Below are 12,582 nucleotides of genomic sequence, written 5' to 3' on the forward strand. Positions count from 1 at the left end.
ACAGTCTAAAGCGTTTCGCTCAATTACGAATCGGTTTGAAGCGATACGCTAACTGTCTCGGTCGGCACATTGATATCCAACGGCCGAGAGCCCAAAATATGGGTAAGGAGATGGTATCCGTCGAGGATTTGGCCGAGCGTGCCGAAAACCACCTCCACGAAACCTCGCTCACTCCTGAGGAGTACGAGGCGCTGAAACAGAGCGTCGCCGAACTGTCCCCAATATTTTCAGCCGACAGGGCGTATTTCATCCTCGGGAGTTATGGCCAGCCAGAGATTCGCCGACTCCAACTCGTCAAAGATCGGCTCAATCGCCGGGCTGATACCTACGCCTTCCTGATGGTAGACATCCGTAGCGAGTGGGTCAACACCTATCTCAAGTTCCGCCTCCTCGCGGATTACACGGACTACATCGTTGGAATCGCCGAACACGCACAGGGCGGCTTCCTGGTCGAACAGGGCTACTTCACTGCTCTTGAGGAGTACTTCACGAAAACGTATGTCTGTCAACGTGAGTACGACGACCTCAGTTTCGACGATGTTGATACTGGCGTCGACGTCGAAAACCCATTTAGTGGGATGCAGACTGCAATTTTCGAGATGCTTGAAGAAAACGGACGACTCTATCGATGGACCACCGAGGACGATCTCATCAAGTGCGTCGAAAATATCCCGTGAATCGTGAGAGAATCGGTGTGAGCAGAGTAAACCATAGTTACCCCACAAATTCAAAGTATTTTCGCCTCGTGGGGTAACTATGACAGAGAGGCCCCCGACTCCGGATCTTCCGAAGTATCTTCACGAGCCACTCGAGAAACAGTCCCCGGAACGGCTAGAAACGGTAGCGGCCTACGCAAGTGACCTTGCCGAGTGGAAACGAGAACAACGAGGGGCAGAACTGGAACAACGTCGAGCTGAGGAAGAAGTAGATGAAGAGGACCTTGAAGAGCTTAGTGAACGAGATATCTCGACCGATACCGAGGACTACAGCGATGTTCCGGGTGGAGCCTACATCACGGTGAAGACTACGAAGGAGACAAATGATGAAAATTACAGATATTACTATTGGCAATGGAGAGAAGGTGATTCCTGGAAGAATGAATACATTGCTCCGGTCAATCCGAGAGAGTAGCGTACTTATCGGAGATTTACTCTGCGCCCGCGGCGTGCGAATTTATCGGGATAGCTGTCTTTCCAAAGCCCCTCAACCCACTTAGACCTCATTGCACCCATCGACAGGACACCGTGTCGAAGTAGTGACACAGAGAGTGTCGGTACGGCCAATCACCATCAGAATCAGTTAGAGCGGTATATGATATTAAGTGTAAGACGTGACCAGACGGTGACTAGTGGAAAAACGTGTATATCGCTCTTGTGAAGCCTAAAGAATAGAGATTTAGAATCGTATTGCTTTTTTGGCGTTGTGCGCGAATTGATCGGGCGTACTGTCTCTCCAGAGTCCCTCGAAAGAATGGTGGCACTCACAACAGAGTGCAATCAGATTCGAGGGGTGATTCATCGGCTCGAAATCCGGAGAATCGTTAGAAACGAACTCTCTAGCAGGAGTTATATGATGGACATTCAGATCAGGAGATACCTCTGAGCGCGATTTCTTACAGACTCTACACTGCTCGTTATCTCGTTGAATTATTTCCTCACGTTGCGAGGTCCAGTCAGGACCGTAGTAAAGATTCCACGGACCCTCGTCGTTTCGTCTTGGCTGATAACCAGCAATTCGTACTGCTTCCGCCCATGACCCGAATCTCACCCTGTAAGTGCTCTTCCCATACTTGCCTAGTTCATCCATATGATCAGTCTTCGGAACGTGACCAAGCAAATCGTGGAGTCGATGTATCTCGTCAATGAGGTCTTTGGCGTCAATATGCCGGAATGAGGTAGGTTGATATCCAGCTTCACTCAGTGCATTGTTCCAAGAGCCAAACTTCCCTCGGTAAGACTGGACACTGTAATCAGAATATTGTCGAATGTCAGGAGCAGTTGGAATTCGTCCGAGTTCGTCACGAAGACGATGGATTTCATCGAATAGCTCAGCTTCAGATAAATCCGTTTTCCGATGAGGCTTCAAACCTGCTGCTCGAAGAGCTTCAACCCAGGAAGAGAAGTGGTTTTGATATGTGGTGACACTGAATGGCCCATTCTTATCCATTTCATCAGGAGTAGGAGATCGACCAAGGTTGTTCTGGAGTTCTGCCAGAGCATCAAGTAATGTCGCTTGTTTTTCCACATCGGTGTGGTAGCGAAAGTGAATTCTAGCTCCGTGTCTCGAGGAAAAGGACTTCTCACACCCGTCGACGGGACAGTGAGAGCAGTCAGATTTGGGTGAAGAGTCAGCCATCGCGAGCGTCTATAGCGAAATCGTATATAAAATCTCGTATGAGAGGGCGATTCGTGGAAGAATGAGTACATTGCCCCGGTTAACCCCAAGTGAAGATTGTCGATGAGTTTGGAAGCGATGACCCCCTCCCCCCGTCATCGATGTGTAAAACCGTGAGAAGGGGGCGGGGGGAGAAGACGAAATCGAGGAAAACGGAGGGAACAGCCGCAAACACGGGCGAGAGGTCCTCACACTCTATAAATAACTTCTCTAGAACTTATGACTCTAGTCTGACGAAGTTTTATGTAACCCCCGAGTTAACCTAATCCGTAGTGGACCTAGAGTGAGTGTCAACTGGAGTATCTCTCCAGTTGATCGAACGAGATCAATCGCTTTGGACAACTGTCTTTCTACACCCTTCTTCTCTTACTATCACTAGCGTTAGACGCTCTCTACCTGAATGAGACTACTTGTTCTGTCGCCTCTACCCATCCCTCACTGGTGATTTACACATCGATGACGGGGGGAGGGGGTTGGAGTATGAACTCGAGGTAATTCTTCAGGGACCTCCCCCTCTCTTTTGAATGAATGCATCCTACAGAATCAGTAGAATCTAGCGAGAGTGCTTGCCACTATAGACGACCTGGACTCTGTATTCAATCATCACGATCTCCCTTGTTCGGTTTCGTGGAATCAGTCACTGCATCGAAATCAGTTACACTTCGATGACGGGGGGTGGGGTCAGGAACTTACACATCGACGGCGGGGGGTGTGTCCCTACTCGAACTTGATGAAAATACCGTCCCTCAGTCTTGGTGGAACTCTTTGAGTTGTGCGTTAACCACCGTTCGGAGTAGTTCTCCTTGTCCAACGATGCCCTCTAAACGAGTATCGTCGGTGACTCGATCCATAATCCCCGTAGGGTCACCCGTGAAGGTGAACTCCATGTACATCCCCCCGCCGCGGCCTCGACTCTTCCTCGACGTCGAGATGAGCCCGTACGTAGAAAGTTCTTTGACGTACTTGACATACGTCTCTCGAGTCATTTGATCCGCGTCGAGCTCATCAGTAACCCACTGATACACTTTGAATCCAACTGGGCTCGGAACAGAGCTTCCTGAACGCTTCGAATAATGTGCGACGGCGGCAGTGGCGTACAGCGAGATCTTCTTCTGTGTCGTGAGCCCCTCCACGAGTTTCAACGAGCGGTCCTTATCGATTTCTTCCTGGGAATCTCGGACGTGGTGTTCGTCGACGCTGTCCTCACCACGCTCGTCGGCGAGGTCGCCGGCGCCACGGAACAGGTCGATTGCCTTCCGAGCGTCCCCGTGACTCTGCGCTGCGAAGGCAGCGACGAGTGGAATCACGTCATCAGAGAGGGCGTCTGGTCGGAAGGCATCCCGACGATTCTGGAGTATCTCGCGCAGTTGATTAGCGTCGTAATCTGGGAAGTAGACGTCCCGGGGGTTAAACGAACTCTCGGCTCGGCCGTCGATGTCCTCCATGAATTTCGGGTCGTTCGTCAGCGCCGCGACGGATACTCGGCCCTCGATCTCGTTCGTGTTGCTGGCTCGCGAGAGCTGGTAGAGCAACTTCGAGTAGGCGGGTTCGTCGTTAGCGCGGCGTCCGACCAGGAGGTCGATCTCGTCGAGGATGAAGATGACCGAATCGTAGTGTTCGTTGATGAGTTCGTAGAGACGTCGGTACTTGCGTTTCGTCGACACGCCAGTTTCGGGGACGCCCACTTCTGCGCCGACGTCTTTAGCGACTGTCTGGACAAGTTCATAGACCGCCTGATCGAGCGTATTGATCGGCTGGCAGTTGATGTCGACAACACCGAAGCTCTCGCCCTTCGATTTGCAGAGCTCGACGATTTGCTGGGTCACAGCACCGATAATGAGTGACTTTCCAGTACCGGCGGGGCCGTAGAGGAGCATATTCGGCGGTCGGTTTGCTTGCAGTGTCGGCTTCAGGAATGACACGACCGATTCGAGCTGATCGTCGCGACCGACGATTCGCTCTTCGTCGATGATAGTGTCGGGCTCGACGAGATCACGATTGACGAATACTGACCCGTTACCCTCCTCGTTGAGCATATCCCGAATCGACTGCTGTGTACTCTCGCTAGAATCCTCTTCAGAAAGACTGAGGGATGCGTCGTCGGCAGCGGGATTATTTTCAGTGGCGTTGGGCTTCTCCTCTACCTCTGATTGCGTTGATTCCCCTTCCAACGTAGATTGGTCACTCCCACCCTGATTGCTGCCGGCCATACTCTTGCTGTGTGACGCAGGTACTAAAAAGATTAACCTCCGTCGATGTATATCTCTCCGCCTCATTTGGGCTATCCCTCATATTTGCCAATCTGGAATATCTGGGCTCTGTACCGGTAACGAAGTACATTGCTGTGGTTCACCCCCCGTGCTCGAAGTGTAACAGCGAGCGGATTGGCTGGATTTGGATAACGCTCTGATATTGTCGTTCAAATCATCTGTCGGCCACACCCCCCGTCATCGATGTGTAACTTCCACATCTCCGGCAGTCCTCGACTGGAATCTCTCCCAGACATATTGCACCCCCCGTCATCGAAGTGTAAATGTTGACTCTTGCGTTTAGATATTCGGTTGAAGCGGCAGGGAAATATGTCGCCAGAGCCGCTAGCGAATAGTACAATCAACCTATTTCATGCAGAAACTGTGGCGTTTCAAAAATAACACTGTGATAGTTGGTACTAAGCCCTCTTGATTACTACCGTGACTCTCACCAGCACTGTATTTCACCGGAAATCCGGTGTCCCCCTTACCACATATCAACAATAGTCTCTCAGTCTCCTCGTAGTCGTATCAGCGAGCTCCCGTCGAATATCTGTCCGATCCCAACCCTTTGGAGAGAGTATACTCTCGACCGCTCGAACGAGCTGTGTCTCGTAGTACTCGGGATCGTATTCCTCAATCTCTTCATGAGCTAGGGCGACACGGTCCCGAGATGATTTCTGATCGTCGACGACCACGTACTTGATGTCCTGTCCCGGATGGACGCCCAATTCCTGATCTCGTGCTCGTTTGAGCGCGGCCACATTCTGCGTGTTCTGGGTATACCCTTCCAGTGGTTTTGAGACTCGATTCCGTTCGACGAGTTGGTCGGCAGCAACCTCTCCGGAATGCAGGCTCGCAATCGCGGCTTTGAGCCGGCGGATGACTGCGTCTGCTGACCGTGTCTCATCAAGCACCTCTATACACTCCCGTTGTACCGCTTCGATGAACGGCGGTGTCGACCGCTGGCGAGCTTCGATGCCACGGAGCTTGAACTCCTCCTCGCCGCTGACTTTTCCAAAGTACTTCGTCAACGCGCCGGCGTTGCTCTCTCGCTGCGGGACGAACGCCACCCAATCGTAGTGAGCTTCGTACTCGAGGCGAATCTCGACTTCATCGGTAATGTCCATCGCGAGCGTTTCGAGGTCCTCGCGGTACGCGTTGTCGACGTCTGGATCGGGCGTGACCCAGATTGAGTCGACGATACCATGGACGACGCGCCAGCCGCTCGCCTCTAGGCGCTGTTTCGCCAAGAGCAATATCTCACGAGCGTAGGCGTTGATCGCTTCGTGACACTCGATACGGCCGAATTTCGCGTTACTGAACCCCTGATAGCCGAAGCATGCGACGAGGATCCACTTCAGCGCTCCCGAGCGGCCCTCGAGTTCGTCGAGTCGTTTCTCGTCGGGCCCGTCACGTTGGCGTTCTCGACGGATGGCTGCCTTGATCTCGTCTCGGGCGTCGATGATCGGCTGGAGGACGTCGACGAGGTAGCCACGCTCGTCACAAATCGAGTAGCCCAACCCGGGCACATCGTCACGATCGCTGTGGCAGTCACACCGGATGACGTCGGGCGAGACGTTTCGCGTACAGATTATATTCGGATACAGACTCGAAAAGTCGAGTTCGTGAACATTCTCGTGAAAGCTAACTTCCGGCGCGAAAATGAACCCGCCACGGTCGGCATCGTGCAACGTGCCCATTGGCTTGAAGAATTCGTGGCGCCAGGAGTTCCACGGGACGAGCACGCCGCGGTCGTGGGCTTCACAGATCTGAATCGCTGTGAGAAAGTTCCCGATAGATGCCCAGGCGAGTTCTTGGACGGGCTTTTTCGAGCGCGACACGAGGTCGAGGACACCATCGAGATTCGTCTCTCCGTAGAAGAACGTGTTCGATTCGTCGATGATTGCCCGGCCCGGAACGTTGTACCGTGCTGGTGAGTGGCCCACTTGGCCGTAGCTGGCGTAGGTCGACGCACCTGCGAGTTGCTGGTAGTCCACGTCCGGCCACCTACTCAGCGAGAAGTCGTCGACGCCGGCGTCTGTTGCCATCTCGTAGAGTGTCGGGACAATCTCACTCGTCGAGCAGACCAGGACGTCCGGATCGTATGCGTCGAATGCAGCCTGTACGGCGGCCAAGAGCTCCGAGGGTGAGCCAGTGACGGTGTCGCCGGCGACGGACAATTCCCCGTAGACGTCGTTACTCGTTTCGGTCACCGGGACGCTAAGTCGGAGCGTCGACAGATCGCTCGCTGGCGTGGGATCGACGCTGTTCTCCAAGCAGTACCGGAACTCTCGCGAGAAATCGACGTTGAAGCATGCGAGATCACCGATCGGATAGTCGGACAACTGGCGTGCCTGCCGGGCGAGTGGAGTGAGGCGGTCGATGTGGGCGACGTCGACGGCGAGGACTGTCTCCTCGTCCCGCCGAAAGCCGGACCGTCGCGCAACCGTCTCGGTCGCGACGACGTCCGGGTGCTGGTTGTACACCGACTGGAGCGTCGTGAGGTCAAGGTCGGTCTCTGGGTCGCGAGGGGCAACGTAGAAGCGTGGGGTGTAGTCATTTCGCTCGGTCGCGACGGCGCCGTCGTCGGTCACTTCCCACTCCAAGACGCGGCCGTCGTCCAAGAAGTCGATACTGAACGGCATCGTCACGGGTTCGTGTCCGGTGGAGCGGCCTCCTGATCATCGTTCGCTGCGACCGCGGCTTCGAGTTCCTCGAGGCGTTCCTCGTGGTCGTCGAGTCGGGCCTCCTGTTCCAGGTCAATGCTGAGCAGCGCCGGTAGCAGCGGGTTCTGGTGGTTCAACAGCCCGCTCGCGTCAGCATGCTCGCGGGCGTACTCGAACAACCGGTCGAATCGCAGCTGGTCACGACGCCGCAGTGCCCGACGGAACTCCGCCCAGCGCTCTTCGATGGCCCGCAGCGCATCCCGGTACGTCGGGTTTGTGCGCCCCATCGCTATCGGCCTCCTGTCCCGGTCGCGGTCCACGCATCGAGTAAGGGGTCCGCGGTGGCCGCAACCGTCTCACCGTCGGCTGTGACGCCTGTCCCGACGCCCTCCTGGGTCGGCGTCGACGGCGTCGCCGGTTCCACGCCGACCTGCGTGGCGCGTGCCGCGAGCAACTGTCGCCAGTAGGCAAACGTCGTCTGGTAGTAAGCGCCGCCGTCGACGGGGTAGAGGAGTGTCTCGAAGTCGTCGCCACTAATTTTCGGTCCCATCCGGGTCTGCTCGCACTCCAGATAGTGATCAGCGGCCGTCTCGACCGGTGCCGCGAACTCGTCGCGCTTGCTTCGGGTGACCAGAACGGGGATGTCGTACCCCTCAACATAGGTCGCTAACTTTGCGAGCGCTCGGGCTTGGAGCGTCTCGGCGTGTGCCTCTCCGAGGGTATCGTCGGCACGGTACTGTGCATCGATCGCTGGGGCGACGATGAGGGAGGGCGTATACGGGGATGTGTCCTCGTCGTGACCCGTGGACTGTCGCCCTCCCAGGCTGTCCCCTGTCGTCGATTCCTGAATACAGTGGTTCACTGCCGTCGGGAGATCACAGACGGCGCCGTAGTGTTGGTAGGCGGTGAATCCGCGTGCGACGTGGATTCGATTGAGCAGCCGTTGGCTGGGAGCAATTCGTGAGAGCGTGGTGGTCGTGGCGTGCCCGTTGGCGTCGACCCAGAAAGCGGGCCCGTCGTGCATGAGGAGATGATCGAGGACTATCGACTGCAGGATAGGCACGCCCCGACTGCCGTCGACGTCCAACAGCGTGACCCCGTTCTCGAGGTAGGGAAGCAGGATGTCGTCACTCGCTGTATCTGCTTGGCTGGAAATGGATCGATTCCGGTCCGCTCCCCGCGTTGGTTGCTCGACTTCCAAGCGATTCGGGGATGCGTGGTCTGACATACGTGAGTAGTGGTCCACGGATCCGATAACCTGCGGCGTGTAGCTTCCGTGTTTCAGGAAATCGACCGGAGCATTCTGGAATAGACCGTTGTACCCGGGATTTTGAGTGTCTCGCCCGCTTCCGCGAAACTCTCCGGAATCGTCTGCAACAGTTTAACCAACAAAACGAGCCAAGCCAGTCCGAATGTTGGTTAACAGAGCAACTTTAGCGTCGGATCACTGCGTGGGACTCAGTTAGTCGGCGAACTGACTGGCTCAGTGACTACAGAATACTGCCGGTCTCGGCTCGTCCCGTTGGCTTCTAGAAGGTTGTACTGGACCATCTTTGAGAGGTACGTCCGAATCGTCCGTTTCGTTCGCGGATCGTCGACGGCGTCGCGATAGCGCTCGTGGATGGCTCCTGGTCCGAGCGGACCATCCTCGTGAACGATTTCGTAGACGGATTGTTGGTGTGGTGTGAGCGAATCGAGGCTCGTCTGCCTAATTTGTGCCCGGGCGTCATCCGCAGCGTCCAACAGCATTTCGTCTGTGATTCGCTCTTCATCTTCTCTATCAGCCTCACTAGCGGCAGTACGGAGAATCCCTATCGCGAGACGGGCGTCGCCGGCGGCCGCGTCGGCGATGCGATAGAGTTGGTCGTCGGTAATAACATCCTCGTCGAGACCCCATTTCGCACGGGCACTCAGGATGTCGTAGAGTTGCTCGTCGTTGTACTTGTCCATCCGGACGTGTTCGCTGGAGCGGAGTCGGCTTACGAGCCGGTCGTCGACACGGCTGAACAGCTCCTCTTCTTTGTTAGCGATACAGACCAGCGCGAACTGCTCCAAGCTGTGCAGATCGTAGAGGATGCCCGGATCTTCCAGCTGGTCGACCTCGTCGAGGATGATCACCGTTCGCGGCCCGTCGTACTGCTGAATCCGGTCGACAAGTTCGTCGTGGGGTGTCGACTGCCGATGGATATCAATGGTCTGGCCGAGGTCGTCGAGAATTTGATACAGCGTTCGGAAGCGGGTGTAGTTGCGCCAGCAGTTAACGTAGGTTGTCTCGATGTCCAGTACCTCCTCTCGCAGGCGTTCGGTGACAAACTTCGAGATGCACGTCTTCCCGGCGCCGCTGGGACCGGTGACAATGGCTGTGTCGGCGGGTTCCTGGTTCGTAATCGGCTCCAGAACGCTGGAGAGGTGGTTCAACTCGGCGTCGCGATGCTCGATTTCCTTCGGTATGAACCCCGCCCGAAGCACACGAGCATCGCGAATCATGGATTAATTAGTAGACTGGTTTTCTAGCGCGGTATATAATGGTGGCTGGGTAGTTTCCGGAATCTGCGGAGCTACAGTTCGTTCCTGTCGCCAACTCGGCCGTTGTCAAGCGATTCTGTTTCCGGTAAATCGTCGCTTCCGGGATTTCCGGAAAGGCTGCGAGATGTCAAGAGTGTAGTCTCGATTACGCCGGTAATCACGACCACTTTCAAGTACCCCGACGCCGTCGGTGAACCACGAATGCTGCAATCGGCTCAGAACGGCGCTTATCCCGGGTTAGAGCAGCCGAGACTGGGCTGCGAGTTTGCTGTAGCTCCACTCAGCTACGTCGAAGACTTGGTAGAATACCCAAGCTCGATATAGAACGAATGCCCTCAACTTATATGGAGATAGAGCGCGAACGGAAGGGTATGACCGAAGACGAAGCGAATTCCAAGGGTCTGATGGAGGGTCAGACCACGGGCGAAGACCGGGTGAGGATGGCCGCCCGACAGTTGTCGGAGCCGCGGACGGCAAACTGGATCGCCTCCGAAGCGGGCTGGTCACACGAGCCGACCAAGCGCGTCCTCGAACGACTCGTCGACGACGGGATCCTCCACCGTGACGAGAGCGGTACTCACACGACGTACTACCCTGATTACCGCCGCCAAGCGATGCAGGAGGCGATGCGGCTTCGAGACAGCGGGCACACTGTCGAGGAACTCACGGACCGTCTCGCCGATATGAAGGCGCAGATCCGCGACTGGGAGGACGAATTCGACGTCGAGTCACCGAACCACCTTCGCGGAACGCTCGCCGAGGAGGGTCTCGACGCCGACGAGGAAGACCGCCGCCGTGAGATCGCCCGCGAGTGGGAACACTTCCAGCGGCGCATCGACATCGTCGGCTTCGCCATCCGCGAATGGGACTTTCTCGCTCCAACGAACGAGCCTGCCGAGGCCAGTAGCTGACGGATGTCGGTTCCGCATCCCGGTGGTGATCCGAACGCAAACCTCTACGCCCAGCTGAAGCGAGACGTCCTCGACCGTGTGCCACAGATTACGGCGGTCGAGTTCGTTCCTGATGATATCGAGGCCAAACAGCTGCGGGCACGTTTTGATCCAGCCCGTCTCGACCCTTCGACAGGGCCTGAGTCGCCGGAACTGTCCATCAAGTGGTACCGACAGGAGCCACACGATTGGTTCCGTATCAACTACACCGACCCGAACACGGGATTTCACGCTGGATGGCACCAGGACGAGGACCATCCCGATCTCGGACGAACGCATTTCCAGTACTCAGCCGGCGATGCGGAGGATCGCTGGGGAATCACGTTTGAACACGAGACCCCTTCGCTGATCCTTTGGGAGATCGTCGAAGCGCTTCTCGAGGATGTCCGTCCGACCTACCAGTACGCGAACGGGGACTCATGACACCACGCGAACGCGCCGATCGGTCACTCGCGAGTTCCTTCGAGCGGTACCTCCAAGATAAGGGGAAGGGTCGGGGTGGTGATGGCGGGAACTATCGACGCAACGTTGCGCGCGAACTCAAGCGATTTGCCGAATGGGCTGCCGGCGAACGCGGTCGCGACGACTGGACGGGAGTCGTCCCCGACGACCTCGACCGAGACCCAGCTTTCGAGGACCTCGACGAACGAATGTTCCGAGAGTACGCTCGTCACCTCGCCGGAGATAGGGGACTCAAGCAGAACACGGTACAAACCTATTATCGCTATATCTCTGCGTGGTGCGGCTGGTGCGTCAACGAGGGGTATCTCGAAGCGCACTACGCCCAACGGGCGAGTGCGACGGCGCCGCTGCCCGAGGACGATGGTCGCAAGCCCGGCGACCAGCAGGCCTGGACATCTGAACAGCGTCACGCACTCACTCGTCACGTCGACGAGCGGGCTCGCAACGCTATCGAGGCGTACACGACACTCCCGGAGTCTACTGACCCCCTCGACAAGCAGCGAGCGCGCTACACAGCTCTGAAGGCGGCACGTGACCGGGCCCTAGTCTTCGTCCTCGCGTACACTGCTGTCCGCGTCGGGGAACTCCTCCGAGATCCGAACGACCCACGCCGGCGCGGCGTCCGCTGGGAGGACCTTTCGCTCGACGACGGGAGTATGGACGTCTACCGGAAGAAACAGCAGTGGGACGCCGCCAGTCTCCCCGACCCGGTGATCTCGCCGCTGCGGAGCTACCGTCAGCTGATGGACCCACCGACTGAGCGGTGGCCAGTGTTTCCGACGTTTGACCAGCGGACGCTCGCAGGGCTCGTCCAGGATGCGCTCACCGACCGAGGGGAACGCCCGGAAGCAATTACTGAACGCCGTGAGGAATACGCTCGCGACCTCCTGCTGGCACTTGCTGAGGATATTCGACCACCGTCAATCACGACTGACGGCGCACGGTCGATTCTCCAGCGACTCTCAGAGGCCGCCGAGATCGACATCGACCATCCGAAACACGACTATCTCGCCCCCCACGGCGGCCGGCGTGGGATGGGTGAGGTCCTCGTCAGAGCCTTTGGATACACCGTGGCGGCCCGATATCTTGATAACTCCGAGGAGATGGTGCGAGAACGGTACTCCCACATCGAGGCCGGCGAACTCGGTGATGTGGCGACAGAAGCACTCAACGATATCGACTCAATTTGAGGCTACTACACGAAGATCTAGCAGGGGATAATCTTATCAATAAAAACCAATGTCTATGGCACGTAGCTCATGCTATGCCATACTGCCCGAACTGCGGAGGTCAGGTCAAGGCGGTTCACCATTATTGTGGATCATGTGGACA

11 protein-coding genes are annotated in these 12,582 nt (G+C 56.5%); 5 read left to right on the plus strand and 6 right to left on the minus strand.

The genetic code is table 11. The features are described from left to right. Positions 1 to 98: 98 nt before the first annotated feature. Both NDI86_RS17555 and NDI86_RS17560 read left to right on the plus strand, forming a co-directional pair. Positions 99 to 677 (plus strand): DUF8170 family protein, encoded by a 579-nt coding sequence (locus tag NDI86_RS17555; RefSeq protein WP_310901674.1) that lies wholly within the window; start codon positions 99 to 101, stop codon positions 675 to 677. A gap of 79 nt (positions 678 to 756) precedes the next feature. Next, the gene (locus NDI86_RS17560) at positions 757 to 1,131 is read left to right on the plus strand and encodes a hypothetical protein (protein WP_310901675.1); all 375 of its coding nucleotides are present in this window, start codon (positions 757 to 759) and stop codon (positions 1,129 to 1,131) included. 264 nt (positions 1,132 to 1,395) lie between these two features. On the opposite strand, the gene NDI86_RS22170 is transcribed toward NDI86_RS17560, so the two are convergent. The 6 genes from NDI86_RS22170 to NDI86_RS17585 form a co-directional block, all read right to left on the minus strand. Continuing rightward, on the minus strand, positions 1,396 to 2,355 hold the full coding sequence (locus NDI86_RS22170; protein ID WP_417936285.1) for a homing endonuclease associated repeat-containing protein: 960 nt from the start codon (positions 2,353 to 2,355) through the stop codon (positions 1,396 to 1,398). 785 nt (positions 2,356 to 3,140) lie between these two features. Then, positions 3,141 to 4,430 carry an orc1/cdc6 family replication initiation protein gene (locus NDI86_RS17565; RefSeq protein WP_417936288.1) on the minus strand — a complete coding sequence of 430 codons (1,290 nt, stop codon included), beginning with the start codon at positions 4,428 to 4,430 and terminating at the stop codon, positions 3,141 to 3,143. A 710-nt stretch (positions 4,431 to 5,140) separates the two neighbouring features. After that, positions 5,141 to 7,291: a type B DNA-directed DNA polymerase gene (locus tag NDI86_RS17570; protein ID WP_310901677.1), complete on the minus strand. Its 2,151-nt coding sequence runs from the start codon at positions 7,289 to 7,291 to the stop codon at positions 5,141 to 5,143. 2 nt (positions 7,292 to 7,293) lie between these two features. Beyond that, on the minus strand, positions 7,294 to 7,599 hold the full coding sequence (locus NDI86_RS17575) for a DUF8156 family protein (RefSeq protein ID WP_310901678.1): 306 nt from the start codon (positions 7,597 to 7,599) through the stop codon (positions 7,294 to 7,296). A gap of 2 nt (positions 7,600 to 7,601) precedes the next feature. Beyond that, positions 7,602 to 8,540, minus strand: coding sequence for a hypothetical protein (locus NDI86_RS17580; RefSeq protein WP_417936286.1), 939 nt, complete (start codon positions 8,538 to 8,540; stop codon positions 7,602 to 7,604). Positions 8,541 to 8,770: 230 nt separating this feature from the next. After that, positions 8,771 to 9,799 (minus strand): Cdc6/Cdc18 family protein, encoded by a 1,029-nt coding sequence (locus NDI86_RS17585; RefSeq protein WP_310901679.1) that lies wholly within the window; start codon positions 9,797 to 9,799, stop codon positions 8,771 to 8,773. Between the two features lie 410 nt (positions 9,800 to 10,209). On the opposite strand from NDI86_RS17585, the gene NDI86_RS17590 reads away from it, so the two are divergent. From NDI86_RS17590 to NDI86_RS17600, 3 genes are read left to right on the plus strand one after another with little or no spacing between them, the layout of a single operon-like run. Beyond that, positions 10,210 to 10,749: a DUF7342 family protein gene (locus tag NDI86_RS17590; RefSeq protein ID WP_417936289.1), complete on the plus strand. Its 540-nt coding sequence runs from the start codon at positions 10,210 to 10,212 to the stop codon at positions 10,747 to 10,749. Between the two features lie 3 nt (positions 10,750 to 10,752). After that, the gene (locus NDI86_RS17595) at positions 10,753 to 11,211 is read left to right on the plus strand and encodes a hypothetical protein (protein WP_310901681.1); all 459 of its coding nucleotides are present in this window, start codon (positions 10,753 to 10,755) and stop codon (positions 11,209 to 11,211) included. After that, positions 11,208 to 12,440: a tyrosine-type recombinase/integrase gene (locus NDI86_RS17600; protein ID WP_310901682.1), complete on the plus strand. Its 1,233-nt coding sequence runs from the start codon at positions 11,208 to 11,210 to the stop codon at positions 12,438 to 12,440. The genes NDI86_RS17595 and NDI86_RS17600 overlap by 4 nt, the downstream gene beginning before the upstream one ends. Positions 12,441 to 12,582 lie beyond the last annotated feature (142 nt).

Origin of the sequence: Haloarcula onubensis (assembly GCF_031624605.1) — an archaeon.
GTDB classification, from domain to species: domain Archaea; phylum Halobacteriota; class Halobacteria; order Halobacteriales; family Haloarculaceae; genus Haloarcula; species Haloarcula onubensis.